Origin of the sequence: Actinomadura formosensis NBRC 14204 (assembly GCF_001552155.1) — a bacterium.
Taxonomy (GTDB): domain Bacteria; phylum Actinomycetota; class Actinomycetes; order Streptosporangiales; family Streptosporangiaceae; genus Spirillospora; species Spirillospora formosensis.
This window is the reverse complement of sequence record NZ_BCQQ01000087.1, coordinates 1-24,850: the sequence shown is the minus strand read 5'-3', so window position 1 is coordinate 24,850 and position 24,850 is coordinate 1. Positions and strand designations below refer to the sequence as shown.

At 73.5% G+C, this 24,850-nt stretch carries 24 protein-coding genes; 18 read left to right on the top strand and 6 right to left on the bottom strand.

Translation table 11 applies throughout. The annotated features are described in order from the left end of the window. Positions 1 to 48: 48 nt before the first annotated feature. Positions 49 to 780: a Clp protease N-terminal domain-containing protein gene (locus AF1_RS21725; protein WP_067802260.1), complete on the top strand. Its 732-nt coding sequence runs from the start codon at positions 49 to 51 to the stop codon at positions 778 to 780. Between the two features lie 40 nt (positions 781 to 820). Beyond that, positions 821 to 1,681, top strand: coding sequence for an alpha/beta fold hydrolase (locus AF1_RS21720; RefSeq protein WP_067802255.1), 861 nt, complete (start codon positions 821 to 823; stop codon positions 1,679 to 1,681). Here the strand turns inward: AF1_RS21720 and AF1_RS21715 are convergent. After that, complete coding sequence (locus AF1_RS21715; RefSeq protein WP_067802252.1) at positions 1,650 to 3,086, bottom strand: PucR family transcriptional regulator; 1,437 nt, start codon at positions 3,084 to 3,086, stop codon at positions 1,650 to 1,652. The genes AF1_RS21720 and AF1_RS21715 overlap by 32 nt on opposite strands. Positions 3,087 to 3,182: 96 nt before the next feature. Here AF1_RS21715 and uraD point away from each other — a divergent pair, with 96 nt between their 5' ends. The 11 genes from uraD (at position 3,183) to AF1_RS21660 (ending at position 13,968) form a co-directional block, all read left to right on the top strand. Further along, positions 3,183 to 3,650: a 2-oxo-4-hydroxy-4-carboxy-5-ureidoimidazoline decarboxylase gene (gene uraD / locus AF1_RS21710; RefSeq protein ID WP_242608926.1), complete on the top strand. Its 468-nt coding sequence runs from the start codon at positions 3,183 to 3,185 to the stop codon at positions 3,648 to 3,650. After that, a complete protein-coding gene (uraH, locus tag AF1_RS21705) occupies positions 3,647 to 3,958 on the top strand; it encodes a hydroxyisourate hydrolase (protein WP_067802251.1) in 312 nt (103 codons plus the stop codon). The genes uraD and uraH overlap by 4 nt, the downstream gene beginning before the upstream one ends. Before the next feature lie 5 nt (positions 3,959 to 3,963). Next, on the top strand, positions 3,964 to 4,824 hold the full coding sequence (pucL, locus tag AF1_RS21700; RefSeq protein ID WP_067802248.1) for a factor-independent urate hydroxylase: 861 nt from the start codon (positions 3,964 to 3,966) through the stop codon (positions 4,822 to 4,824). A 12-nt stretch (positions 4,825 to 4,836) separates the two neighbouring features. Continuing rightward, entirely contained in the window at positions 4,837 to 5,715 is an 879-nt protein-coding gene (locus AF1_RS21695) for an FAD binding domain-containing protein (protein WP_067802244.1), read from the top strand. Next, positions 5,715 to 6,197, top strand: a complete 483-nt coding sequence (locus tag AF1_RS21690; RefSeq protein ID WP_067802241.1) for a (2Fe-2S)-binding protein — start codon at positions 5,715 to 5,717, stop codon at positions 6,195 to 6,197. The genes AF1_RS21695 and AF1_RS21690 overlap by 1 nt, the downstream gene beginning before the upstream one ends. Beyond that, entirely contained in the window at positions 6,194 to 7,537 is a 1,344-nt protein-coding gene (locus tag AF1_RS21685; RefSeq protein WP_174548883.1) for an 8-oxoguanine deaminase, read from the top strand. Before AF1_RS21690 ends, AF1_RS21685 begins: the two co-directional genes overlap by 4 nt. Next, a complete protein-coding gene (pucD, locus tag AF1_RS21680) occupies positions 7,537 to 9,849 on the top strand; it encodes a xanthine dehydrogenase subunit D (RefSeq protein ID WP_084263195.1) in 2,313 nt (770 codons plus the stop codon). Before AF1_RS21685 ends, pucD begins: the two co-directional genes overlap by 1 nt. Beyond that, the gene (allB, locus tag AF1_RS21675) at positions 9,846 to 11,156 is read left to right on the top strand and encodes an allantoinase AllB (RefSeq protein ID WP_067802238.1); all 1,311 of its coding nucleotides are present in this window, start codon (positions 9,846 to 9,848) and stop codon (positions 11,154 to 11,156) included. Before pucD ends, allB begins: the two co-directional genes overlap by 4 nt. Next, positions 11,153 to 12,154: an allantoicase gene (gene alc, locus AF1_RS21670; RefSeq protein WP_067802235.1), complete on the top strand. Its 1,002-nt coding sequence runs from the start codon at positions 11,153 to 11,155 to the stop codon at positions 12,152 to 12,154. The genes allB and alc overlap by 4 nt, the downstream gene beginning before the upstream one ends. Before the next feature lie 234 nt (positions 12,155 to 12,388). Next, positions 12,389 to 13,210 carry a GntR family transcriptional regulator gene (locus tag AF1_RS21665; protein WP_067802233.1) on the top strand — a complete coding sequence of 274 codons (822 nt, stop codon included), beginning with the start codon at positions 12,389 to 12,391 and terminating at the stop codon, positions 13,208 to 13,210. Continuing rightward, positions 13,207 to 13,968, top strand: a complete 762-nt coding sequence (locus AF1_RS21660) for a sulfite exporter TauE/SafE family protein (RefSeq protein WP_067802230.1) — start codon at positions 13,207 to 13,209, stop codon at positions 13,966 to 13,968. The genes AF1_RS21665 and AF1_RS21660 overlap by 4 nt, the downstream gene beginning before the upstream one ends. Before the next feature lie 33 nt (positions 13,969 to 14,001). Here AF1_RS21660 and AF1_RS35690 read toward each other — a convergent pair whose 3' ends face one another. Continuing rightward, on the bottom strand, positions 14,002 to 14,238 hold the full coding sequence (locus AF1_RS35690) for a DUF397 domain-containing protein (RefSeq protein WP_067802229.1): 237 nt from the start codon (positions 14,236 to 14,238) through the stop codon (positions 14,002 to 14,004). 104 nt (positions 14,239 to 14,342) lie between these two features. Continuing rightward, the gene (locus AF1_RS21650) at positions 14,343 to 14,978 is read right to left on the bottom strand and encodes a TetR family transcriptional regulator (RefSeq protein WP_407642229.1); all 636 of its coding nucleotides are present in this window, start codon (positions 14,976 to 14,978) and stop codon (positions 14,343 to 14,345) included. A 297-nt stretch (positions 14,979 to 15,275) separates the two neighbouring features. Between AF1_RS21650 and AF1_RS21645 the strand changes: the two genes are divergently transcribed. Next, positions 15,276 to 16,433: an acyl-CoA dehydrogenase family protein gene (locus AF1_RS21645; protein ID WP_067802226.1), complete on the top strand. Its 1,158-nt coding sequence runs from the start codon at positions 15,276 to 15,278 to the stop codon at positions 16,431 to 16,433. A 37-nt stretch (positions 16,434 to 16,470) separates the two neighbouring features. Then, positions 16,471 to 17,643 (top strand): acyl-CoA dehydrogenase family protein, encoded by a 1,173-nt coding sequence (locus tag AF1_RS21640; protein WP_067802223.1) that lies wholly within the window; start codon positions 16,471 to 16,473, stop codon positions 17,641 to 17,643. Here the strand turns inward: AF1_RS21640 and AF1_RS21635 are convergent. Next, complete coding sequence (locus AF1_RS21635) at positions 17,579 to 19,075, bottom strand: glutamate decarboxylase (RefSeq protein ID WP_067802220.1); 1,497 nt, start codon at positions 19,073 to 19,075, stop codon at positions 17,579 to 17,581. The genes AF1_RS21640 and AF1_RS21635 overlap by 65 nt on opposite strands. A 106-nt stretch (positions 19,076 to 19,181) precedes the next feature. Next, complete coding sequence (locus AF1_RS21630; protein WP_067802217.1) at positions 19,182 to 19,853, bottom strand: TetR family transcriptional regulator; 672 nt, start codon at positions 19,851 to 19,853, stop codon at positions 19,182 to 19,184. A gap of 150 nt (positions 19,854 to 20,003) precedes the next feature. Here AF1_RS21630 and AF1_RS21625 point away from each other — a divergent pair, with 150 nt between their 5' ends. Next, positions 20,004 to 21,623: an MFS transporter gene (locus tag AF1_RS21625; protein WP_067802214.1), complete on the top strand. Its 1,620-nt coding sequence runs from the start codon at positions 20,004 to 20,006 to the stop codon at positions 21,621 to 21,623. A gap of 26 nt (positions 21,624 to 21,649) precedes the next feature. Next, the gene (locus AF1_RS21620; protein WP_067802210.1) at positions 21,650 to 22,303 is read left to right on the top strand and encodes a rhomboid-like protein; all 654 of its coding nucleotides are present in this window, start codon (positions 21,650 to 21,652) and stop codon (positions 22,301 to 22,303) included. 8 nt (positions 22,304 to 22,311) lie between these two features. Here the strand turns inward: AF1_RS21620 and AF1_RS21615 are convergent, their stop codons facing one another. Continuing rightward, on the bottom strand, positions 22,312 to 23,589 hold the full coding sequence (locus AF1_RS21615) for an RNA polymerase sigma factor (protein ID WP_067802207.1): 1,278 nt from the start codon (positions 23,587 to 23,589) through the stop codon (positions 22,312 to 22,314). 263 nt (positions 23,590 to 23,852) lie between these two features. Here AF1_RS21615 and egtA point away from each other — a divergent pair. Continuing rightward, positions 23,853 to 24,850 (top strand): ergothioneine biosynthesis glutamate--cysteine ligase EgtA (gene egtA, locus AF1_RS21610; protein WP_067802203.1); only part of this gene is annotated, 998 nt, incomplete at its 3' end.

Below are 24,850 nucleotides of genomic sequence, written 5' to 3'. Positions count from 1 at the left end.
CGTCAACCCGAGGTTGACGCACGAGAATCGTCAACTTATGGTTGACGTATGACCGAACAAACTCCGGTGACCGGCCAGGTCCGGCTGGACGATCTGATCAACGCCATCAAGAAGGTCCACACCGACGCCCTCGAACAGCTCAGCAGCGCGGTGATCGCCGCCGAGCACCTCGGCGATGTCGCCGACCACCTCATCGGCCACTTCGTGGACCAGGCCCGCCGCTCCGGCGCGTCCTGGACCGACATCGGCAAGAGCATGGGCGTCAGCAAGCAGGCCGCGCAGAAGCGGTTCGTCCCGAAGGGCGAGGCGCCCGACCTCGACCCCTCCCAGGGGTTCTCCCGCTTCACCCCGCGTGCCCGCAAAGCGGTCATGGCGGCGATGCACGAGGCGAAGGCCGCGGGCAACGACCACATGACGCCCGCCCATCTCGTCCTCGGCCTCCTGGCGGACCCGGGGTCGGTCGCGGGCGAGGCGATCAAGGCCCAGGACGTCCTGCTCGACTCCGTCCGCCAGGCGGCCACCGCCGCGCTGCCGCCGGAGGCCGCGGACGTCCCCGACCTCATCCCCTACAACGCGGACGCGAAGAAGGCACTCGAACTGACCTTCCGCGAGGCCCTCCGCCTGGGCCACAACTACATCGGCACCGAACACATGCTCCTGGCCCTCCTGGAATTCGAGAACGGCGCCGGTGTCCTCTCCGGCGTGGGTCTCGACAAGGAGGCCGTCGAAACGAGCATCACCGAAGCCCTGAACGCCCTTGCCCCAGAGGAGAACCCCTGACGTGCGATGAGTTTCGGACGGCCCGGAGGTCGCAACGGGCATGGAGAAACTCATCACCGTCAACGGCGTCGAACTCTGCACCGAGACCTTCGGGAGCGAGGACGATGTGCCGGTGCTGCTGATCGGGAACACGATGCTCACCTGGCCCGACGCCTTCTGCGAGCGGCTGGCCGCACTGCGGCGGTTCGTGGTCCGCTACGACCTGCGGGACACGGGGCGGTCCACGGCCGCCGATCCGGAGGCCCCCTCCTACACGCTGCGGGACCTCGTCGCGGACGCCGCGGGGCTGCTCGACGCGCTGGGCCTGGCACGGGCGCATGTCGTCGGTGCCGGGCCCGGCGGGTGGATCGCCCAGCTTCTCGCGCTGGACCACCCCGGACGCGTCCGCACCCTCACGCTGATCGGCACCCGCCCCACGGCGCCCGGCCCGGCCGACGCCGACCTGCCCGACCACGCGCCCGAGCTCATGGAGCACTTCATGAGCCCGCCGCGGGTGGACTGGACGGACCGGGCCTCCGTGGTCGCCTTCCAGGTGGAGAACGCCCGGCACATGGGCGGGCGTGACTTCGACGCGGACGAGGCCCGCGAGGACATCGAACGCGTCCACGACCGCACCCGGCCCGAGGACGAGCACGGTGCGGCCCACCGCGCCGACCAGATGGCCATCGTGTTCGCCGCCCTCGACTGCGGGGAGCGCTGGCGTGAACGTCTCCCGGAGATCACCGCGCCGACCCTGGTCGTGCACGGCGAGGACGACCCGTTCTTCCCGCTCGGGAACGCCGAGGCGCTGGCCGCCGAGATCCCGCGTGCGGAACTGGTCGTCCTCCCGCGCACCGGGTCCGGGCTTCCCCGCCGGACCTGGAACACGGTCATTCCCGCCCTGGTCCGCCACACGAGCTGAGGCGCAGGGCCAGGAAGAAGTCGACCCGGTCCTCCAGGCGGGACAGGTCGCGACCGGTCAGTTCCTCGATGCGCTGGATCCGGTAGCGGACGGAGTTGACGTGCAGGTGCAGCTGCCCGGCGCAGCGCGTCCAGGAGCCGGAGTGCCGGAGGAACGTCTCCAGGGTGCGGACGAGATCGGCGCCGTGCGTCTCGTCGTAGGCGCGCAGCGGGTCGAGCAGGCGCGCCTTGAACATCCGGCGGACGCCGTCCGGGACGCCGGCGAGCAGCAGCATGTGCGTGGCGAGTTCGTCGTGCCGGACCACGCACACCGGGAACGGGCGGGTCGCGGCGAGGCGGCGGGCGTAGCGGGCCTCCTCGATCGCGGCGCGCACGCCCGGCGGCGCGGCGACGTCGCTGACGCCGACCGTGATCCGGTCACCCGACAGGCCGGGGGCGAGGAAATCGAGAGCGTCCTGCAATCCGGCCGCGATGTCCTCGCCGGAGGGGACGAGCGCGATCGCCTCGTCGTCCAGCACGCCGACCACCGGACGCGCCGTGGTGAGGATCTCGGCGAGGACGGCGCGTAGCTCGCCCGGGTCCCGGCCGGCCGCGGCGACCGCGACGTAACGGGCACCGGGCAGCCGGGAGACGTCGCCGGCGGCCGCGGCGGCCACGAGCTCCTGGTCCGCGGGGGTCCGCATGCGGGCCCGTTCGAGGGCGACGATCGCGGCGAGTTCGGCCGTGAGGGCGCGGCGTTCCGGCGGCCAGTCGGCGGCGTCGCCCTCGGCCGCGATGAACCAGTCCGCGACCCGCGCCCCACCCTCGACCGGGAAGACCGACATGCCCAGCTCGCGGACGTGGTGCGGCAGGCGCGGCGCGGTGAGGAAGGCGCCGGCCAGCGCGGCGGGGCCGGGCGGGGACGGCCCGGCGACGACCCGCCCGGTCGGGGTCAGGACGTGGCAGTCCCCGACCAGGTCGAGGACGGCGTCCAGGCCGGTGCCCTCCACCAGGCGGCGGTGCCGGTCCAGGACGGCGGCGAGGTCGGCGGCGCGGGCGCCGGACAGCCGCCGCACCACCTCCTCGGTGATGGTCGCGAACGCCACGTCCTCGGGCACCTTGAACAGCGGCAGCCGGTGCCGGCGGCAGGCGGCGACGAGGTCGTCCGGGATGGCGCCGAGCGTGAGATCCCAGGCGGCGAGGCCCGACACGCCCGCCTCGGTGAGCGCCCGGACGAACGTCTCGGAGTCGGCGGGGCCGGTCCGCCAGACGAGCCCGCTCAGGACGAGTTCCCGCCCGCGCAGGTACCGGCCCGGGTCCAGCAGGTCGGTGGTGACGACCCAGCGGATCGTGCGGTCCAGCTCGTCCTCCCCGGTGACGACCTCCAGGCGCAGGCCGGGCATGGCGAGCAGGGAACGCAACCTCATGTGGAGCAAGCTACAAAAGGACGTGCGTGACGGGGGCCACAGTTCGGACGTCCTGTGCCTCGACCCCCGGCCGGGCGGCTGTGTGTACTGGCAGGCGTGGAGCTGAGCGAGGCGGATCTGGCGGCGTGCTGCGCGTCCCGCCGGTGGATCGCGGCGGTCGCCGGGCAGCGGGATCTCGATGCGGTGCGCGCGGTCTCCAAGCGGGTGCTGGACGAACTGGAATGGGCCGATGTCGAGGAGGCGCTCGCGGCCCATCCGCGCATCGGGGAGCGGATGCGGGGCGACGCGCGGGAGGCGGGCTGGTCGAGGGGCGAGCAGTCCGGGATGGCCGGCGCGGCGCGGGAGGTGCGGGACGCGCTCGTCGAGGGGAACCGGGCGTATGAGGAGCGTTTCGGGCATGTGTTCCTGATCCGCGCGTCGGGCCGCTCGGCCCTGGAGATGCTCGTGGATCTTCGGGAGCGGCTGGGGAATGACGCCCGGACCGAACGGGAGGTCGTCCGGAGGGAACTGGCCGAGATCGTCGATCTGCGGCTGGCGAGGCTCGGCGCGAAGGAGAACCCATGAGCCTGTCGACGCACGTGCTGGACGCGGCGAGGGGGCTGCCCGCCGCGGGCGTTGCCGTCCGGCTCGACCGGCGGGACGCCGGCGGCTGGACCACGCTGGCCGAGGCCCGCACCGACGACGACGGCCGCATCGGGGAGTGGGGCGTCCAGCCGCGAAGCGGGGTGCACCGGCTGACGTTCGCGACCGAGGGCCTGTCGGACTTCTACCCCGAGGTCACGGTCGCCTTCACGATCGACGACCCCGGACGGCACTACCACGTCCCGCTGCTGATCAGCCCGTTCGCTTACTCGACCTACCGCGGGAGCTAGCCACGATGGCCATCGTGCTCGGACCCAACCGCTACGGGAAGGCGGAGACCCGCCTCGTCCGCGTCACCCGCGACGGCGGCACCCATCGGCTCAAGGACGTCAACGTCAGCATCTCCCTCTCGGGCGCGATGCGGGACGTGCACCTGACCGGCGACAACTCCGCCGTGCTGCCGACCGACACCCAGAAGAACACCGTGTTCGCGTTCGCGAAGAAGCACGGCATCGCGGCCATCGAGGATTTCGGGCTGCTGCTCGCCCGCCATTTCGTCGCGTCGCAGCCGGCGATCACCCATGCCCGCGTGGAGATCCACGAGTACGGCTGGAGGCGGATCGGCGGCGGACACTCGTTCGTCCGGGACGGCGGCGAGGTCAGGACGGCGCTCGTGCACGGTGACGCCGAAGCCGAGACGGTCGTCTCCGGCCTCGCCGATCTGGTCGTCCTCAACTCGACCGGCAGCGAATTCCACGGGTTCGCCCGGGACGAGTACACGACCCTGGAACCGGCCGACGACCGCGTTCTCGCCACGGCGGTGACCGCCCGATGGCGGCACCGGGACACGAACGCGGCATGGGACGCCTCGTACGCCGCCGCCCGCGACGCGCTGCTCAAGGCGTTCGCCGAGACGCACAGCCTGTCCCTCCAGCAGACGCTCTACCAGATGGGACGCCGCGTCCTTGAGGGCCGGCACGGCATCTGCGAGATCAGGCTGTCGCTGCCCAACAAGCACCACTTCCTGGTCGATCTGGAGCCGTTCGGCCTCAAGAACGACAACGAGGTCTACTTCGCGGCGGACCGCCCGTACGGGCTCATCGAGGGCACCGTGCGCACCGACGACGCCCCGGACGCCCCGTCCGCCTGGAACTGAGGAACCCGAGCCATGGACTTCCTGCGACCGCCGACCTGGCAGGACGCGCTCGCCGCCAAGGCACAGCGGCCGGGCGCGCGGCCCGTCCAGGGCGGCACCGACGTCATGGTCGAGATCAACTTCGGCGTGGACCGGCCGGACGCGCTGCTCGACCTGTCCGGCATCCCCGCGCTGGCCGAATGGGACAGGGCGGACGGACGGCTCCGCGTCGGCGCCGGCGTTCCCTACGCGCGGCTGATCACCGAACTGGGCGGGCGGCTGCCGGGGCTCGCGCAGGCGTCCCGGACGGTCGGATCGCCGCAGATCCGCAACCGGGGCACGGTCGGCGGCAATCTCGGCGCCGCCTCGCCCGCCGGGGACGCCCATCCGCCGCTGCTGGCCGGGGACGCGGTCATCGAGGCCGAGTCGGCGGCGCGCGGCGTCCGGATGATCCCGGTGATCGAGTTCTTCACCGGCGTGAAGAAGAACGCGCTGCGCCCGGACGAACTGATCCGCGCGTTCTGGACGGCCCCCGCGTCCGGCCCCCAGTACTTCTCCAAGATCGGCACCCGGAACGCGATGGTGATCGCCGTCTGCTCGTTCGCGCTCGCCCTCCATCCCGGGGAGCGCCGCGTCGGCACCGGCATCGGTTCGGCCGCGCCGACCCCGCGCCGCGCCACCGAGGCCGAGACGTTCCTGTCCCGCGAACTCGACTGGGACGGCCGCCGCCCCCTCGGCGACGCGGCCGTGCGGCGCTTCGGCGAGCTGGTGCGGGACGCCGCGTCCCCGATCGACGACGTCCGCGGGACGGGCGGCTACCGCAGGCACGCGCTGGCGGTGATGGCGCGCCGCACGCTCACCTGGGCCTGGGACGACCACAGAGCGGAAGCACCCGGAAGGAGGGCCTCCTGATGCGCGTGAACGTGACCGTCAACGGGTCCGCGGAGGCCGTGGACGACGTCTGGGAGGGCGAGAGCCTCCTTTGCCTGCTGCGCGAGCGGATGGGCCTGCCCGGCTCGAAGAACGCCTGTGAACAGGGGGAGTGCGGCTCCTGCACCGTCTACCTGGACGGTGTGCCGGTGTGCGCGTGCCTGGTCGCGGCCGGGCAGGCGGAGGGGCGGGAGGTCGTCACCGTCGAGGGCCTGGCCGCGGGCTCGCCCGGCGAAGAGCGGCTCGACCCCGTCCAGCGGGCGTTCGTGGCGGCGGGCGCCGTCCAGTGCGGGTTCTGCACGCCCGGCCTGATCGTGCAGTCGCACGACCTGCTCACCCGGAACCCGGCGCCGGCCGACGCCGAGATTCGCGAGGCGCTCGCCGGGAACCTGTGCCGCTGCACCGGCTACGAGAAGATCCTGGACGCGGTGCGTCTCGCGGCGAAACGGAAGGCCACGACATGATCATCGAGAACGCCCACGTCGTCACCGTCTCCGGCGACGAGTACCCCGGCGGCCACATCGTGATCGAAGGCGACCGCATCACGGCCGTCGGCCCGGGGAAGGCCACCGCGCGCGATCCCGAACGCATCGACGCGCGGGGCTGCCTCGCCACCCCCGGCCTGATCAACACCCACCACCACCTCTACCAGTGGGCGAGCCAGGGCATGGTCACCGACGGCACGCTCTTCGAGTGGCTGACCACCCTCTACAAGCCCTGGTCGAAGATGGACGCCGAAGTGGTGGCGGGCGCGGCCACCGCCGGGCTCGGATGGCTCGCCAAGTCGGGCTGCACGACCTCCACCGACCACCACTACCTGTTCCCGAAGGGCCGCGGCGACCTGTTCGCGGCGGAGATCGAGGCGGCGCGGGAGATCGGCGTCCGGTTCCACCCGTGCCGGGGGTCGATGGACCGGGGCGAGTCGCAGGGCGGGCTGCCGCCGGACGAGGTCGTCGAGGACCTCGGCACGATCCTCGCCGAGACCGAGGCCGCGATCGACCGGTACCACGACCCGTCGCCCGGCTCCATGCTGCGCGTCGCCGTCGCCCCCTGCTCGCCGTTCTCGGTCACCCGCGAACTGCTCACCGAGTCGGCGCGGCTGGCGCGCGACAAGGGCGTCCGCCTGCACACCCACCTCGCCGAGACGCTGGACGAGGAGGAGCACACGCGGGAGCAGTTCGGCATGACGCCGGCCGAGTACATGGACTCGATCGGCTGGCTCGGCCCCGACGTGTGGCTCGCGCACTGCGTCCACCTGCACGACACCGACGTGAAGCGGCTCGCCGAGACCCGCACCGGCACCGCGCACTGCCCGAGTTCGAACGCGCGGCTCGGCGCCGGGATCGCGCGCGTGTCGCACCTGCTGGCGGCGGGCGCGGCGGTCGGGCTCGGCGTGGACGGGGCGGCGTCGGCGGAACTCGTCCCGCTCGCCGGGGAACTGCGGCAGGCCCTCTACATGCAGCGCGCCCGCTACGGCCCGGCCGCGCTGACCGCCCGGCAGGCGCTGGAGATGGCGACGCTCGGCGGGGCCCGCTGCCTCGGCCGCGAGGACGAGATCGGCTCCCTCGAACCCGGCAGGCTCGCCGACATCGCGCTGTGGCGGATGGACGGCTTCCGCGCCGCGATCGACGACCCGGTCGTGGCGTTCGCGTTCGGGCCGACACCGCCGCTGCACCGCCTCCTCGTCGGCGGCCGCACCGTCGTGGACGCCGACACGCTCGTCACCGTCCCGCAGGACGAGGCCGGACGGCGCGGTGCCGACGCCCATCGCCGCCTCATGCGCCTCGCGCGGGAGGTGCTCTGATGGCCTCGCCGGTGCGGAGCCCGGGCCAGGTGGCCGCGCCCGGAATCGGCGGGGTCGGAGAGAGCCCGCTCCGGCCGGACGGGACGCTCAAGGTCGCGGGCGAGTTCGCCTACGCCTCCGACCTGTGGATGGAGGGGATGCTCTGGGGCGCGACGCTGCGCAGCCCGCACCCCCGCGCGCTGATCCGGTCGATCGGCGTCGGGCCGGCGCTCGCGCTGCCCGGCGTCCAGGCCGTCCTCACCCACGAGGACGTGCCGGGCCGCAAGATGTTCGGCATCGACCACACCGAGGACCAGCCCGTCCTCGCGATCGACCAGGTCAGGTACCAGGGCGAGCCGGTCGCGCTGGTCGCCGCCGACCATCCGGAGACGGCGCGGCGCGCGCTGGCGGAGATCGCCGTCGACTACGAGGTGCTGGAGCCGATCACCGATCCGCGCGCCGTGATCGCCGACCCGGAGCGGCTGAAGGTCCAGGACCGGGGCGGCATCACCCGGTACCAGCCCGTCCGGGTCGGGGACGTGGACGCGGCGAAGGCCGAGGCCGACGTGGTCGTTTCGGGCGAGTACGAGGTCGGCATGCAGGACCAGGCGTTCCTCGGGCCCGAGGCCGGCCTGGCGGTCCCGGCCGAGGACGGCGGCCTCGACCTGTACGTCTCCACGCAGTGGATCCACAACGACCTCAGGCAGATCGCGCCCTGCCTCGGCCTCGCCGAGGACCGGATCCACATGACGCTGGCGGGCGTCGGCGGCGCGTTCGGCGGACGCGAGGACCTGTCGATGCAGATCCACGCCGGGATGCTCGCGATGCGCACCGGCAGGCCGGTGAAGATGACCTACAACCGGCACGAGTCGTTCTTCGGGCACGTCCACCGGCATCCCGCCCGGATGCGCTACGAGTACGGCGCCACGTCGGACGGCAGGCTCCGCTACGCCGACGTCGAGATCATCCTGGACGGCGGCGCGTACACCTCGTCCACCATGAACGTGGTCGGCAACGCGGCCTCGCTCGGCGTCGGACCCTACGAGATCCCCGACATCCGGATCGACGGGTACGGCGTCTACACGAACAACCCGCCGTGCGGGGCGATGCGCGGGTTCGGCGCCGTCCAGGCGTGCTTCGCCTACGAGTCGATGATGGACAGGCTGGGCGCCGCCTGCGGGCTCGGCCCGGTCGAGATCCGCCGCCGCAACGCCGTCTCCCAGGGGTCGAGGCTCGCGACGGGCCAGGTCATCGAGTCTCCGGCGCCGCTCGCGGAGATGCTGACGCGGCTTGAGGCGATGCCGATGCCGGATGAAGCGGATTCCACCGATATCCGGAACCTTCCGGGCGGGGTGGCGCAGACGACGCACGGCGAGGGCGTGGTGCGCGGCGTCGGCTACGGGGTCGGGATCAAGAACATCTGCTTCTCCGAGGGCTTCGACGACATGTCCACGGCCCGGGTCCGGCTGGAGGTCATCGGCGGCGAGGCGACCGCGCTCGTCCACACGGCGGCGGCCGAGGTCGGGCAGGGGCTGGTCACCGTCCAGGCGCAGATCGCGCGGACGGAACTGGGCGTCCAGAAGGTCACCATCGCCCCGGCGGACAACGGGGTCGGCGATGCCGGCTCCTCCAGCGCGTCCCGCCAGTCGTACATGACGGGCGGCGCGGTGAAGGCGGCCTGCGAGGCGGTGCGGGCACGGCTGCTCGCGCTCGCCGAGCGGCTGCTCGGGCGCGGCGGCCTGAACGTCGCCGGCGGGAAGATCGTGTCGCCGGCGGACGGGGTGCTCGCCGCGATCGAGGACGTCCTCGGCGACGCCGTCATCGAGGAGACCCGCGAGTACCATCACCGGCCGACGACGCCGATGGACCCGGTCACCGGGCAGGGCCGCAGCCACACCCAGCTCGCGCTGTGCGTCCACCGGGCCGTCGTCGACGTGGACGTGGACCTCGGCCTCGTCAAGGTCGTCGAGATGGCCGCCGTCCAGGACGTCGGCAGGATCCTCAACCGGCTGTCGCTGGAGGGCCAGATCCACGGCGGCTCCGCGCAGGGCCTCGGGCTCGCCCTGATGGAGGAGATCGTCGTGCGGGACGGCCTCGTCCGGAACCCGTCCTTCACCGACTACCTGATCCCCACCATCCTCGACATGCCGCCCATGCGGCTCGACATCCTGGAGAATCCCGACCCGGCGGCACCGTACGGGCTGCGCGGGGCGGGGGAGCCGCCGACGCTGTCGTCCACGCCCGCCATCGTCGCCGCGATCCGGGACGCGACGGGCCGCCCGCTCACCCGCGTCCCGGTCCGGCCGGAGCACATCGTCCAGGGAACCCCGTGAGCCGCGTGGACGACCTCCTGATCCGGTCGCGCCGGGCCGTGCTGCCGGACGGCGAACGCCCCGCCGCCGTCGCCGTCCGGGACGGCCGGATCACCGCGATCGCGGACCACTCGGCCGCCGTGCCGGCCGCCGCCTCGGTCGATCTCGGCGACGTCGCGCTGCTGCCCGGACTCGTCGACACCCACGTCCACATCAACGAGCCGGGCCGGACGCGGTGGGAGGGCTTCGCCACCGCGACCCGCGCCGCCGCGGCGGGCGGCGTCACCGCGCTCATCGACATGCCCCTCAACTCGCTGCCGCCGACCACCGGCCCGGACGCGCTGGCCGTCAAGCGCGAGGCCGCCGAGGGCGCCTGCGCGGTGGACGTCGGGTTCTGGGGCGGGGCCGTCCCGGGCAACGCCGCCTCTCTGCGGCCCCTGTACGACCTCGGTGTCTTCGGGTTTAAGTGCTTCATGTCCGACTCGGGCGTCCCGGAGTTCCCGCCGCTGTCCGGCGAGCAGATGCGGGCCGCGTTCGCCGCGATCGCCTCGTTCGGCGGGCTGGTCATCGTCCATGCCGAGGACCCGGCCGCGCTGAGCCCGCCGGCCGGCGGCCGGTACCCGGAGTTCCTCGCCTCGCGGCCCCCGTCCGCGGAGCGCCGGGCCGTGCAGCGGGTCGTCCGGCTGGCGGAGGAGACGGGGGCGCGCGCCCACATCCCGCACCTGTCCGCCGCCGACTGCCTGGACGTCCTCGCCGAGGCCCAGGCCGGCGGCGTCCCCGTGACCGCCGAGACCTGCCCCCACTACCTGGCGCTCACCGCGCGGGACGCCCGGACCCCGGCGTTCAAATGCTGTCCGCCCATCCGCGACGACGCCAATCGCGAGTCGCTCTGGCAGGGCCTCGCGGGCGGCGTCATCTCGTGCGTCGTCACCGACCACTCGCCCTGCACACCCGAACTGAAGCGCGGCGACTTCGCGACCGCGTGGGGCGGCATCTCGTCCCTCCAGCTGGGGCTGCCCGTGGTGTGGACGGCCGCACGCGAGCGCGGGCACGGCCTGCACGAGGTCGTCCGCTGGATGTCGGAGGCGCCCGCCGCCCTCGCCGGCGTCCCCCGGAAGGGCGGCATCGCCGTCGGCAACGATGCCGACCTCGTCGCCTTCGCCGCCGACGAGACCTTCACCGTCGACCCGGCGGCCCTACACCACCGCCATCCCATCACCCCCTACGCGGGCCGGACGCTGACGGGGGTCGTCCGGGCCACCTGGCTTCGGGGGACGCCGGCCGGGGACGGGGCCGGCGGGCGCCTGCTCGGCCGGGAGGCGAGATGACCGCGTTCACGTCCCTGCCCGACCTGGCCGTCCGCACGCTCGGCGGATCGGTCATCGCGGCGAGCGACGAGTCGTTCGCCGAGAAGGAGAACCTGATCAACCCGTGGGCGCCGGCGTTCACGCCGGAGACCTTCGGGCCGAAGGGCCAGGTGTACGACGGCTGGGAGACGGCCCGGCGCCGCGGCGGCGGCCACGACTGGGCGCTGGTCAGGCTCGGCCTGCCCGGCGTCATCCGCGGCATCGTGATCGACACGGCCTGGTTCAAGGGCAACTACCCGCCGCGGGCGTCGGTCGAGGCGTGCGCCGTGGACGGCTACCCGTCCGGCCTCTCCGATGCGGGCTGGGTGGAGATCGTGCCGGAGAGCCCCCTCAGCGGGGACACGGTGCACGCCTTCCCGGTGCGGATGGAGCGCCTGTTCACGCACGTCCGGCTGAACATGTTCCCGGACGGCGGCATCGCCCGGCTCCGCGTCCACGGCGAGGTGGTCCCCGACCCCCGCCTGCTGACGGGGCTGACCGTCGACCTCGCGGCGCTGGCGAACGGCGCCCGCGTCACCGAGTGCTCGGACATGTTCTACTCCTCGCCCGACAACATGCTGTACCCCGGCCTCGCCCGCACTCAGGCGGAGGGCTGGGAGACGGCCCGCCGCCGCGACGGCGGCCACGACTGGGCCGTGATCCGGCTCGCGGCACCCGGCGTCATCCGGCTCGCCGAGATCGACACCACGAACCTGAAGTTCAACGCGCCCGGCGCCGCCGTGCTGCGGGGCCGCGACGCCCGCGCCGCCGCGCCGTCCACCTGGCGGCCCCTGCTGCCGAGAACGGACCTCCTGCCCGACACCCCGCACCGGTTCCGCCTCACGACACCCGAGGTCACGCACGTCCGGCTCGACATCCATCCGGACGGCGGCATCGCCCGGCTCCGCCTCCTCGGCGACCTGACCCCCGGGGGAGAGCGGGATCTCGCCGCTCGCTGGAACGCCCTCACGCGGCATTAACGGCACGCGCCGGCCGTCCGGCCGGCACGCCCATAATGAGGTGTGCGGAGACTGCGGGGCCGGGTGCGGCGGACGATCGGGAGGATCGCCCGCGGTGTCCGGGCCGCGCACCGCGGCCGGGTGCCCTTCTAGGCCCGGACCCGTGAGCGCGGGGTTCGCCGGGCTCCCCTTCTTTGCGGAAACGTCCAAATGTACGTACATTAAGGCCCGGTGGACAGGGGAAGAGGGGGATGCATGGGGGCTCAGCCCGTGGACCGGTCCAGCGCGCTGCCGCTGTGGGCGCAGCTCCAGGCCGACCTGGTACGGCGTCTGGAGGGCGGGGAGTTCCAGCGCGCGTTCCCCGGCGAGCACGCGCTCGTCGCCGAGTACGGCGTGAGCCGGCACACCGTCCGGGAAGCGCTGCGGCGGCTGCGCGCCGACGGCGTGGTGGTCGCCGAGCGCGGGCGCGTGCCCCGGCTCGCCGAACCGGCCGAGATCGAGCAGCCCCTCGGCGCCCTCTACAGCCTGTTCGCGTCCGTGGAGGCCGCCGGGCAGCGGCAGCGCAGCATCGTGCGCGCCCTCGACGTCCGGGCGGACGGGGTCGTCTCCTCCCGGCTCGGGTTGGAGGAGTCCACGCCGCTGCTGCATCTGGAGCGCCTCCGCCTCGCCGACGAGGAACCGCTCGCACTCGACCGGGTGTGGCTGCCCGCCGACGTCGCCGCGCCGCTGCTGGCCGCCGACTTCGCGCACACCGGCCTGTACGGCGAGCTCATGGCACGCTGCGGCATCCGGCCGACCGGCGGGCACGAGCGCATCCGCGCGGTCGTCCCGACCGACGCCGAACGCGAGCTGCTCGCCGTCGAGCCCGGTGTCGCCGCGTTCGCCATCGACCGGCTCGCCTCGCACGGCCGCCGCCCGCTGGAGTGGAGGCGCACCCTCGTGCGGGGTGACCGGTTCGCCGTGCTCGCCCAGTTCTCCGCGCGGGCCGGGTACGAGCTCAGCGTCGCCGCCGAGCCGGCGGTCCGCAAACGCGGCGCCCGCCGCGCCCGTCCCGCCGCGGCCGGCCGCCGCGCATGACGCTCGTCCTGGCACTCGTCCTGGGGCTGCTGATCGGAGGCGTGCTCGGCGCGCTCGGCGGCGGCGGCGCCATCCTCACCGTCCCGCTCCTGGTGTACGTCCTGGGCCAGGACGCCCGGGCCGCCACCGCCGCCAGCCTGATCATCGTGGGGCTCACCGCGGTGGCCGGAACCGCCGGCCATGCCCGGGCCGGACGCGTCCGCTGGGGCACCGGGGTGGTGTTCGGATCCGTCGGGGCCGTCGCGGCCATCGCCGGGACGGCGGTGAACCGGCTGCTGAACCCCGACCTGCTCATGCTCGGCTTCGCCGTGCTGATGGGCGTCGCGGCGACCGGAATGCTGCTGCGGGCCGCGCCGGAGGAGCAGACCCCGCCCGACGGGCCGCGCTCGGTCGTTCCCGGCGGCATCCTCGCGGGCCTGGGGGTGGGGTTCCTCACCGGCCTGTTCGGCGTCGGGGGCGGGTTCGTGATCGTCCCGGCGCTGGTGCTGGCGCTGCGGATGCGGATGCCCGCGGCGGTCGGCACCTCGCTGCTGGTCGTCGCGATCAACTCGGCCGCCTCGCTGGCCGCGCGCGGCGGCGGCCCCGGCCTCGACTGGGCGGTGGTGCTGCCGTTCACGGCCGCCGCCGTGGCCGGCGCGCTCGCCGGCGGCAAGGTCGCCGAACGGCTGCCCACCGCGCTGCTCACCCGCGCCTTCGCGGTCCTGCTGCTCGCCGTCGGCGGCTGTGTCGCCGTGACCAGCGCGGCCGCGCTGGGCTGAGGCGTCCCCGGCGGGCCGGGGACGCCCCGGGGGTCAGGAGGTCTCGGCGGGGTCCTCTTCCAGGAGGTCGTCGAACTCGCCGTCCTTGACGCCGGCGATGAAGGCGTCCCACTCGGCCTCGGTGAAGTAGAGGATCGGCCCCTCGGGGTTCTTGGCGTCGCGCATCACGACGGCCCTCTCACCGAAGTCCTTGTGCTGGACGGGGACGTCCTTGCCGTCGATGAACTCGATGATGACCCCGTCGCTGAGGATCGGTTCCTGCTCGCTCACTGGCACACCTTCTCATCCTGGCTCTGGACGGCTTCGTCCCGGCTCCGGTAGGGGTCCAAGGCTAGTGGGGAAGGCGACCGCGGCACACGGGAAACCCTGTCCCGTCAGGTGTCGATGAGCAGACGGGCGGCGGAGATCTCCAGCCGGGACTGGATCTCCTCGGCGGTGGCGTTGCCGCGCAGCATCTCGATCATCTCCATGGTCCAGATGCCCGACAGCGCGCGGGCCACGAGCCGGCGCGGGTCGTCGGCGGGGATCTCCTCCGGCGGGCCGGACGCCGCGCGCAGCAGCAGCTCGCTCATCCGCTCGCCGAAGTCGGTCTTGACGTCCGACAGCAGCAGCGAGCGGATCAGCGCCTCGGCCAGTTCCGGCTCGCGCATCAGCCCGCGGGTGGCGCGCATCAGCACCTCCACCGCGCGCTCGGGCGCGGTGCCGGCCCGTGGCGGGCGGCGCTCGATGCTGCCTTCGAGGAGGTCGAGCTCCTCGCTGACGACGGCGACGACCAGGTCCATCTTGGACGGGAAGTAGCGGTAGAGGGTGCCGAGCGCGACCCCGGCCCGCTCGGAGACGGTGCGCATCTGCATCGCCTCGATACCGCCGCGCGACGCCAGCGCGGCGGCCGCCTGCACGATACGCTTGCGCCGCTGGTGCTGACTGCGGGAGCGCACGCCCTGCCCGGCCGCCTGTCCCGCCGGCCGACCCGGGGTCTCCTCCCCGGTCACTGCCCGCTCTGCGGTCACGGTCGTCATCCCTTCTGGTGCGGGCTCGGCCGCCCGACGTGTCCCCGCAAGCCTACAGCCCTCGCAAGAACGTGTTATCTGATTGAGCCCCACCGGTTCCTCCGCCAGGGGCGCGGAGTGCCCGATCGGCCCTGCCACACCAGGGTAACCGGCCGACCTTGGGAACGATCAGACCTCTGGACACTTACTAGAATCTGTTCTACTTTTTCGCCGTGGGTGCGTCCGGGAGAGGCGCATGGCAAGCGTGCCGGGTTCGGGCGGCGCGGCCGGCTGCACCTCCTGGAAGGGAGCGGATGAGTGGACTTCAACCTCGACGAGACCCAGCAAGAGATCAAGGGCCTCGTGGCGGACGTGCTCGGGCGCGAGGCCACGCGGGAGCGGCTGGAGGCGTTCGAGAAGAGCGCCGCCCGCCCGGCCGGGGAGCGCGGTGAGCCGTCCTCCCGCAGCGGCCCGCCCTACGACGAGGCGACCTGGAAGGCGCTCGCCCAGGCGGGGCTGCTCGGCCTCGTCCTGCCCGAGGACGTGGGCGGCGCCGGGCTCGGACCCGTCGAACTGGCGGTGCTCCTGCGGGAGGTCGGGCTTCATGTCGCGCCCGTCCCGGCGCACGCGTCGCTGGCGCTCGCGGCCGTCCCGATCGCGCGGCACGGGACGGCGGAGCAGCGCGCCCTGCTGGCCCCGCTGGCCGAGGGCGCGACGATCCTGACCGGTGCGTACCGCGAGCCCGGCCCGGCCGGGGAGATCGCCGCGACCGCCCGGAGGGACGGCGGCGGCTACGTCCTGAACGGTGTGAAGACGTTCGTCCCGTACGCGCGGGAGGCGTCGCTGATCCTCGTCCCGGCCCGCGTCGAGGGCGCGGGCGTCGGGGTCTTCCTCATCGAGCCCGCCGCCGCGGCGATCACCGGGCAGCCGTCGGCGACGAGCGAGCCGCTGTCGCGCGTCGCGCTCGACGGCGTCCGGGCCGGCTCCGACGTCCTGCTCGGCGGCGCGGCGGACGGTGCCGCCTGGGACACGCTGCGCCGCTCCGCCGTCGCGGGCGCGGTCGCGATCTCGTCCGGCGTCATCGAGGGCGCGCTGGAACTGACCAAGGAGTACACCAGGACCCGCGAGCAGTTCGACCGGGCGCTCGCGCAGTTCCAGGCGGTCACGATGCAGATCAGTGACGTCTACATCGCCAAACGCGCGCTGGACGTCGCCGTCTGGGCGGGGGTGTGGCGGCTCGCGCAGGGCGCGGACGACGCCGAAGAGGTCCTCACGGTCGCCGCCTACAACGCGTGCGATCCCGTCATCAAGGCCCTCTACACATGCCAGCACCTGCACGGCGGCATCGGCCTGGACGTGACCTACCCGCTGCACCGCTACTTCGCCTGGGGCAGGCACTGCGCGCATCTGCTCGGCGGCGCGGACGACCGGCTCGACGCGCTCGGCGCGCTCATCGCGAGCGGAGGTGCCGGTTGACGGGGGACGGCGGGCGGGGAAAGAGAAGGGAGCCTGAATGTTCATCGACCTGACCGGCGAGCAGAAGAGACTCCGCGCCGAACTGCGCGAGTACTTCGAGAACTGCCTGACCGCCGAGCAGCGCGCCGCGATCGCGGCCGACCCGTTCGGCCCCGCATACATGGAGCACTGCAGGCGGCTCGGCCGCGACGGGATGCTCGGCGTCGCGCTGCCGAAGGAGTACGGCGGCCGCGGCTACGGCCCGGTCGAGCAGACGATCTTCGCGAACGAGATCGCCCGCGCCGAGGTCACCTATCCGCTGATCACGCTGAACTCCGTGGCGCCGACGATCCTGCAGTACGGGACGGACGCGCACAAGGAGTTCTTCATCCCGCGCATCCTCGCCGGGGAGTGCCACTTCGCGATCGGCTACAGCGAGCCGGGCGCCGGCACCGACCTCGCCGCACTGCGCACCACCGCGGTGAGGGACGGCGACCACTACGTCGTGAACGGGCAGAAGATCTTCACCTCCGGCGCGCACCACGCCGACTACGTGTGGCTCGCGGCCCGCACCGACCCGTCCGCGAAGAAGCACAAGGGCATCTCGATGCTCATCGTCGACTGCAGGGATCCGGGATTCTCCTGGACGCCGATCATCACGATGGACGGCGCCCACCACACCAACTCGACGTACTTCCAGGACGTCCGGGTCCCGGCCGACATGCTGATCGGCGGGGAGAACAAGGGCTGGGACCTCATCGTCAACCAGCTCAACCACGAGCGGGTCACGCTCGGCCCGGCCGGCAACATCGGGCACACCCGGCTGCGGTTCGAGCGCTGGGCGCGCGACACGGCCGGGCCGGACGGGCGGCCGCTCATCGAGGAGCCCGCCGTCCGCCGCGCGCTCGCCCGGGTACATGCCTACCTGCGCGTCAACGAGCTCCTCAACTGGCAGGTCGCGGCGAACCAGGACCTCGGCTGGCTCGGTGCGGCCGACGCCTCCGCCACGAAGATCTACGCCTCGGAGCGGATGCAGGACGTCGGCCGGATCGTCGGGGACGTCCTCGCCCGCTTCGGCGACCCGGGCGACCCGGACACGGCCGAGTTCATGGCGGCGCTCGACCGGCTGGCCAAGGGCGCGCTCGTGCTGACGTTCGGCGGCGGCGTCAACGAGATCCAGCGCGAGCTGATCGCGATGATCGGCCTCGGCCTGCCCCGCGCGCCCCGCTGACGGGCTGGTCCGCGGTCTTCTTGGGGCCGGCGCCGTGCGTGAACCCGGTCGAGTCGGCCGCGTCCCGCCGCGGCTCGCGCTGCGCCCGCAGCCGCGGCAGGGCGCGGCGCAGGTCGTCCAGGAACAGGTCGGCGAGGTCGTGGCCGAACCCGTTGCGGACCACGACCCGCAGGACGTCCAGGTCGGTGCGGTTCTCCGGGAACGTGTAGGCGGGGACGAGCCACCCGGACTCGCGCAGCATGGCGGAGACGTCGTAGACGCTGAAGTTGCGGGCGTCCTCCCGCACCCGGAACGCGAACACCGGCAGCTCGTCGCCGCCGGTCAGCGTCTCGAACGGGCCGAGCCGCCCGATCTCGGTGGCCAGCGCGGTGGCGACGTCCCGGCTCGTCCGCTGGACGCGGCGGTAGCCCTCGAAGCCGAGCCGCAGGAAGGTGTAGTACTGGGCGACGACCTGCGCGCCGGGACGGGAGAAGTTCAGTGCGAACGTCGGCATGTCGCCGCCGAGGTAGTTGACGTGGAAGACCAGGTCGTCCGGCAGCGCTTTCTCATCGCGCCACAGTGCCCAGCCGACACCCGGCATGACGAGGCCGTACTTGTGCCCGGAGGTGTTGATCGAGGCGACCCGCGGCAGCCGGAAGTCCCACAGCAGGTCCGGGTCGAGGAAGGGCGCGATCATCGCGCCGGACGCCCCGTCCACGTGCACGGGCACGTCCACGCCCGTCCGCCGCTCCAGATCGTCGAGCGCGGCCGTGATCTCGGCGACGGGCTCGTAGCCGCCGTCGAACGTGGACCCGAGCACCGCGACGACGCCGATCGTGTTCTCGTCGCAGAGCTCGGCCGCCTCGCGTGCGCCGAGATGGTAGCGGTCGCCCTCCATCGGGACGTACCGGGGCTCGACCTCGAAGTAGTTCGCGAACTTCTCCCAGCAGACCTGCACGTTCACGCCCATGACGAGGTTGGGCCGGTCCGCCGGCTCGCCCGCCGCCAAGCGCCGCTGCCGCCAGCGGCGCTTGAGCGCCAGCCCGCCGAGCATCGCCGCCTCGCTGGACCCGGTCGTCGAGCAGCCCACCGCCCGGTGCGCATCCTCGGCGTGCCACAGCCGGGCGAGCATGTGCACGCAGCGCATCTCCAGCTCCGCGGTGTGCGGATACTCGTCCTTGTCGATCATGTTCTTCTCGGCGCACTCGGCCATCAGCCGCAGCGCCTGCGGCTCCGCCCACGTCGACACGAACGTCGCGAGGTTCAGCCGCGCGTTGCCGTCCAGCATCAGCTCGTCGTGGACGACCTGGTAGGCGACGTCCGGGTCGAGTTCGCCGGCGGGCAGCGTGTACCGGGGGATCGTCAGCGGCTCGCGGCTGAAGATCGGATTGATCCGCAGGTGGCGCCCGCCGTGCCCGTCGCGTCCGGCGTGGCGGGGATGCTTGAGGGCCATGGCGTCGCCTCCTCCCGTGCGGGGACGGGACGTCCCCCGACTCCGCACGGCGTACCCGCGCCGCCCGGCGGCACACCAGCGGCGTCCGGCGGCGCCGGACGCCGGGTCACCCGGCCGGGCGGACGGGTTCGTTGAGGCCGTTCTCCAGGATGGCGAACGCCTGGTCGACCGCCTCCGACAGCGTGGCGAACGTGCCGCCCATGCGGCGGGCGGCGTCGGCGGCGGCCTGGAAGGCGCAGGTCGCGGCGGCGGCGATGACGTGCGGGCGCAGGTCGGTGTCGGGGTCGAGCCCCATCCGCCGCGCGACGATCTCGGTCAGCATCGCCTGCTTGCGCTGTGCGTGCTCCAGGCTGCGCGCCATCAGGGCGGGGCTGTCGCCCATCATCGCCAGCATGCACTCGAAGCGCCGCGGGTCGAAGCCCAGTTCGCCGGCCTCGCAGGCGCGGGCGATCTCCACCACGGTGTGCCGCAGCGCCGTCATGATCGGCTCGTCGGCGGGGCGCGTGGCCAGCGCCGTCATCACGGCGCGGACCTGCTCCTCCTGGAAGGTGAGCGCGACCTCCTCTTTCGAGGCGAAGTAGCGGAAGAACGTGCGGGACGAGACGTCGACGGTGTCGGCGATCTCCTCGACGGTGGTGGCGTCGAACCCCTTCTCGGCGAAGAGGGTGAACGCGGCGTCGACGAGCGCCTCGCGGGTGCGCTGCTTCTTGCGTTCGCGCCTGCCCGGGGGCTGGGGTCCGGGACCGGGCGGGCCGGCCTCGGGGGCGGTCGCGGTCATGGGCGAAGTGTAACCAGCCGGTGAACCCACGCCAAGCGACAGTGAACGACTCTTGTCGTGAAATGAATCATGTCTTAGTGTGACCACAGGCAGTTGACGACAAGTGTCACGCCATGACATTTTGAAGCCCTGTCAAGCCGGAGGTCGAAGATGACTCATTCGCAGGGCGCCGGAACACTCGAACCCGGCCCCGTCAACGGCCCGCTGCGCGACCGGGCGCGCGGACGTCCCGCCAGACCGGGGCACGGGCATCCCTGGCTCACGCTCGTCGCCGTCGCGCTCGGCGTGATGATGGTCGGGCTGGACGCGACCGTCGTGTCCATCGCCAACCCCGCGATCGCCAAGGACCTCGGCGCGAGCCTGTCCGGCCTGCAGTGGGTGACGAACGCCTACCTGCTGGCGCTCGCGGTCACGCTGATCCCCGCCGGGAAGATCGCCGACCGTTTCGGGCGCAAGCGGACGTTCCTCGCCGGGGTGGTCGGGTTCGCCGTGTCGTCCCTGCTGATCGGGCTGTCCGGCGGGCTCGGCATGGTGATCTTCTGGCGCGTCGTGCAGGGGTTCGCGGGGGCGCTCCTGCAGCCCGCCAGCCTCGCAATCCTGCGCAATGCGTTCCCCGCCGAGCGGCTCAACACCGCGATCGGCATCTGGGGCTCCACGGTCGGCATCTCCATCGCGGGCGGCCCGATCGTCGCCGGCCTGCTGGTCGAGAACGTCAACTGGGAGTCGGTGTTCTTCCTCAACGCCCCGCTGGGGCTGGTCGCGCTGCTCGCCGGGCTGTGGGTGATCCGCGAGTCGCGGGACGAGCAGGCGACCGGCTCGTTCGACCTGCCCGGCGTCGCGCTGCTCACCGGCGCGCTGTTCGCGCTGGTCTGGGGGCTCATCAAGGCCGGCGAGAACGGGTTCGGGGACGCCGTTCCGCTCGTGTCGTTCGCCGCGTCCGCCGTGCTGTTCGCCGCGTTCGTCGGGAACGAGCTGCGGGTGGAGCGCCCGCTGCTGCCGCTCGCCCTGTTCCGCTCGGTGTCGCTGTCGGCGGCGACCGGCCTCATCGTCCTCGGCTTCTTCGCGATGTTCGGGACGATCTTCTTCATCACCCTCTACCTGCAGCAGGTGCACGGGATGAGCCCGGTGGACGCCGGCGTCCGGATGCTGCCGATGACCGGTGTGTTCATCATCGCCTCCCCGATCGCGGGCACGCTGACCAGCCGGTTCGGGCCGCGGCTGCCGCTCGTCCTCGGGATGGCGTTCACCGCGACCGCGCTGTTCGGGCTGTCGCGGATCGGGGTGGAGGCGCCCTACGTCCAGCTCTGGCCGTGGTTCGTGCTGGTCGGCCTGGCGTTCGGGATGGTGATCGTCGCCGGGACGGAGGCGATCGTCGGCAACGCGCCCGCGCACCTCGCCGGTGTCGCGGGCGGACTGCAGCAGACGGCCGCGCAGGTCGGCGGCGTGCTCGACACGTCGGTGCTGGGCGTGCTGCTGTCCACCAAGGTCGGGGACGTGCTGTTCGGCCGGCTGACCGGCGCGGGCGTTCCCGGGCCGGCCGCACACCGGCTGGAGGGCGCGGGCGGGCTCGTCTCGCAGGGCGTCGCGCCCGTCCCGCCCGGCACCCCGGACCGGGCCGCCGACGCCATCACCACCGGGAGCCACCTCGCGTTCATGGACGGTTTCCAGTCGTCCCTGAGCGTCGCGGCGGTGGTCGCGCTCGCCGCCATCGTCGCGGCCCTGCTGGTGCGGCGCGGCGGCACGCCGGCCGACGGCGCCGCGGCCGTCTGAGACCACCGGGTTAGGCTGCCGGTGTGATGGGCGCGTTCGTGCGGCGGTACCCGATGCCGCTGACGTTCCTCGGGCTGTTCGCGGCCATGTGGCTGGTGCAGGCCCTCGTCCTGCCGCCGGAGGCGCGGCACGCGGTGATCGCCTGGGCCAGCACCAATCTGTCCAACCTCGCGGTCAACCCGGTCGGGACGATGGTCGCCTCGGCGTTCGTCGCCGAGGGGGCGCAGGGCGTGTTGCTGGTCGTGGCCGCGATCGGGCTGTTCCCCGTCACCCGGCGGTTCGGGAACCCGCGGGCCGTCGTGCTCGTCGCCGTCTCGCACGTCCTCGGCACCCTGATCAGCCAGGGGATCGCGCTGGTGCGGCTGGAGGCGGGCCTGCTGTCGGACTCCATCCGCACGATCCCCGACGTCGGACCCTCCTACGTGCTGTGCGCGGCGCTCGTCGCGGCGTTCCTGTACGGGCACGGGTGGGTGCGGCGGCTGATCGCGTTCGCCGGGTGGTGCGCGCTCATGCCCGTCCTGCTGGACGGGCTGCTCACGCTGGAGGTCCCCGCCGTCGGGCACCTGGTGGCGATGCTCGCGGGCGCGCTGATCGGCGGGCTGCTCCTGCTGCTGGAACGCCGCCGCGCCGCCGCCGTCGTCCCCGTGCCCGCGGCGTCCGGGCCGGTCGCGGAAGCCTGACCCCTCCGTCAGCCCTGCCCCGGCTGAGGGGCGGGGTTGGACGTGGGGCTCGGGCTCGGCGTCCCGGTGTCGTCCGCGGGCGGGCCGGGCGGGGTGTCCGTCGGAGGTGTGGCCGGTGGCGTCGAACCGTCGTCCGGCGGGGTCGCCGGATCCGAGGGCGTGCTCGGGGGAGTGGTCGGCTTCTCCGGCGGGGTGGACGGCTTCTCCGGCCGCCCCGGCGTGTCCGGCACCGGCTTCTTCCCCTCGGAGGGGGTGCCGGACGGGGAGTTCGCGGGCGGCGCGGGGGTCGCACCGCCGCCGGGGGTGCCCGCCCGCCGCGGTGAGCCGGCGGAGGCACCGGCGACCGGGTCGGCCGGCGTGGCCGGGGTGCCGCCCGTCGCGCGCTCGGAGCCGGGGAGGCCGGGCAGCGGATGCTGCGGGACGCCGCTGGACAGCGCGGACGCCGGATGCGTCCGCCCGTTGCTCGCCGTCGGGACCAGCGAGGCGGAGTCACCGCCGCCCCTGGCCGCCGGCCAGGAGACGAGCAGGCCGATGACGGCGGCGGCCGACGCGGCCACGCCCGCGGCGGCGCCGACTCCCCTGGAGATGCCGCCGGACAGGCCGCGCTTCGGCCGGTCTCCGGCTCGTCCGGTCCGCGCCCTCTCCGCGCCGATCACGACGAGGGGCGTCGGCGCGGCGACGCTCGGCAGCGGCCGGGTCGCCTCCTCCTCGCATGCGGCGAGGACGCGGTCGCGCAGTTCGCCGGGCGCACGCGACGGCGCGCGGCGGGCGAGCAACTGCGGCAGCCGGCCCTTCTCGAACGCGGCGATGAGGTCGAGCCGGGACTCGGCCGCGCCGCGCATCAGGATGTCGAGGACGGCCCGCTCCAGCCGTGTCCGGGCGGCTGCGAGCAACTGCATGACGGTGTCGGGCGCGATGCCGAGGACGCGGGCGATGTCGTGGGGTTCGAGCCATTCCCCCGCCTGCAGCAGCAGGACCTCGCGGTGGTCGGAGCGGAGCCCGCCGGCGGCGCGCAGCAGCGGGTCGGCGGCGGCGAACAGCGGCCCGCCGCGTCCGCCGGCCGCGCGTCCGTCGAGCGAGCCGGTGAACGCGCCGCGGTCGGCGCACGCCGTCCGGGCCAGCGAGTAGAGCCAGAGCACGCTGTCTCCGCGCGGCGGCTGGTGCACGGCCGCGCTGAAGGTGTCGCCGAGGGCCGCCGCCGCGAGCCGGTCGCCGACGAGCGACCAGCAGTAGGCGTACAGGCGGTCGGCGTGCGCGTCATAGAGCGGGCCCAAGTCCCCGCGCATGTGCTCCTCCGATCCCGTCCGATCCCGTCCGGCCGTCCGACAAAACGTGCATATCGCCAATCGACGGGACTCTAGCGCCTCGGGTCAACGGGTGAGAAGCCGGAGACCGGACGTGGCGTCGAATAGCGCGGAGGGTAACGGTGACGCCTGCGGACCGTGACGTTCACGGAGATTTAAGGAAGAACACGAACATTACCGGATTCCTGATGCGGTTCAGCAGGGAAGGACTCGAACTTGCTGTCGAATCAGGTGAGGAGTCAACGGTGACCCGGCTGACGATCGACGACGTCTACCAGCACATTCGCGGTGTGTGCTTCAAGACCGGCCCGCCCGGGACGGTCGGCGCGGAGACCGAGTGGTTCGTCGTCGACACCGCCGACCCGGCCGCCCACGTGCCCGCCGGACGGGTGCGCGCGCTCGTCTCCGGCGCCGGTCCGCCGGCCGCCGGAAGCAGGATCACCTATGAGCCGGGCGGGCAGCTCGAACTCAGCTCCGCGCCGTTCCGCGGGCTCGGCGCGCTGCACACGGCGCTCGGCCGGGACATCGCGCACGTGCGGGACGCGCTCGCCCCGGACGGGCTGGCGCTCGCCGGGCACGGTGTCGACCCCGTCCGGCGCCCCCGGTTCCAGGCCGATCACCCCCGCTACTCGTGCATGCGCGACTATTTCCGCGCGGGCGGCTTCCCCGACGCGGGCCTGGCGATGATGTGCTCGACCGCGTCCGTCCAGGTGAACCTGGACATCGGCGCCGACGATCCGGACGCGGCCCGCCGCTGGCGGCTCGCGCACGCGCTCGGGCCGGTGCTCATCGCCGCGTTCGCCAACTCGCCGATGCGGGCCGGCCGCGACACCGGGATGCGCTCGTCCCGGCAGGGCATCTGGACCGAGCTGGACCCGTGCCGCACCCTGCCGGTCCTGCGGGACGGGACGGACGGCGACCCGGCCGAGGCGTGGACGCGGTACGCGCTGGACGCACGGGTCATGCTCGTCCACACGCCGGACGGGGCATGGGTGCCCGACCCCGGGATGTCGTTCCGGGAGTGGCTGGACAAGGGCGAGCCCGGCGAGGACGACCTGGCCTACCACCTGTCCACGCTGTTCCCGCCGGTCCGGCCGCGCGGCTGGCTGGAGCTGCGGATGATCGACGCGCCGCCCGGCCGGTACTGGCCGGTGCCCGTCGCCGTCGCCACGGCGCTGCTGGACGACCCGGCCGCGTCGCGGGCCGCCGAGGCCGCCGCCGAACCGGTGGCGCGCCGGTGGGC

What these genes read in the sequence shown, in the direction of transcription:
- AF1_RS21725 (WP_067802260.1), top strand. Translation starts at nt 49, where the DNA reads ATGACCGAACAAACTCCGGTGACCGGCCAGGTCCGGCTGGACGATCTG.
- AF1_RS21720 (WP_067802255.1), top strand. Translation starts at nt 821, where the DNA reads ATGGAGAAACTCATCACCGTCAACGGCGTCGAACTCTGCACCGAGACC.
- AF1_RS21715 (WP_067802252.1), bottom strand. Translation starts at nt 3,086, where the DNA reads ATGAGGTTGCGTTCCCTGCTCGCCATGCCCGGCCTGCGCCTGGAGGTC.
- uraH (WP_067802251.1), top strand. Translation starts at nt 3,647, where the DNA reads ATGAGCCTGTCGACGCACGTGCTGGACGCGGCGAGGGGGCTGCCCGCC.
- pucL (WP_067802248.1), top strand. Translation starts at nt 3,964, where the DNA reads ATGGCCATCGTGCTCGGACCCAACCGCTACGGGAAGGCGGAGACCCGC.
- AF1_RS21695 (WP_067802244.1), top strand. Translation starts at nt 4,837, where the DNA reads ATGGACTTCCTGCGACCGCCGACCTGGCAGGACGCGCTCGCCGCCAAG.
- AF1_RS21690 (WP_067802241.1), top strand. Translation starts at nt 5,715, where the DNA reads ATGCGCGTGAACGTGACCGTCAACGGGTCCGCGGAGGCCGTGGACGAC.
- AF1_RS21685 (WP_174548883.1), top strand. Translation starts at nt 6,194, where the DNA reads ATGATCATCGAGAACGCCCACGTCGTCACCGTCTCCGGCGACGAGTAC.
- pucD (WP_084263195.1), top strand. Translation starts at nt 7,537, where the DNA reads ATGGCCTCGCCGGTGCGGAGCCCGGGCCAGGTGGCCGCGCCCGGAATC.
- alc (WP_067802235.1), top strand. Translation starts at nt 11,153, where the DNA reads ATGACCGCGTTCACGTCCCTGCCCGACCTGGCCGTCCGCACGCTCGGC.
- AF1_RS21665 (WP_067802233.1), top strand. Translation starts at nt 12,389, where the DNA reads ATGGGGGCTCAGCCCGTGGACCGGTCCAGCGCGCTGCCGCTGTGGGCG.
- AF1_RS21660 (WP_067802230.1), top strand. Translation starts at nt 13,207, where the DNA reads ATGACGCTCGTCCTGGCACTCGTCCTGGGGCTGCTGATCGGAGGCGTG.
- AF1_RS21640 (WP_067802223.1), top strand. Translation starts at nt 16,471, where the DNA reads ATGTTCATCGACCTGACCGGCGAGCAGAAGAGACTCCGCGCCGAACTG.
- AF1_RS21635 (WP_067802220.1), bottom strand. Translation starts at nt 19,075, where the DNA reads ATGGCCCTCAAGCATCCCCGCCACGCCGGACGCGACGGGCACGGCGGG.
- AF1_RS21630 (WP_067802217.1), bottom strand. Translation starts at nt 19,853, where the DNA reads ATGACCGCGACCGCCCCCGAGGCCGGCCCGCCCGGTCCCGGACCCCAG.
- AF1_RS21625 (WP_067802214.1), top strand. Translation starts at nt 20,004, where the DNA reads ATGACTCATTCGCAGGGCGCCGGAACACTCGAACCCGGCCCCGTCAAC.
- AF1_RS21620 (WP_067802210.1), top strand. Translation starts at nt 21,650, where the DNA reads ATGGGCGCGTTCGTGCGGCGGTACCCGATGCCGCTGACGTTCCTCGGG.
- AF1_RS21615 (WP_067802207.1), bottom strand. Translation starts at nt 23,589, where the DNA reads ATGCGCGGGGACTTGGGCCCGCTCTATGACGCGCACGCCGACCGCCTG.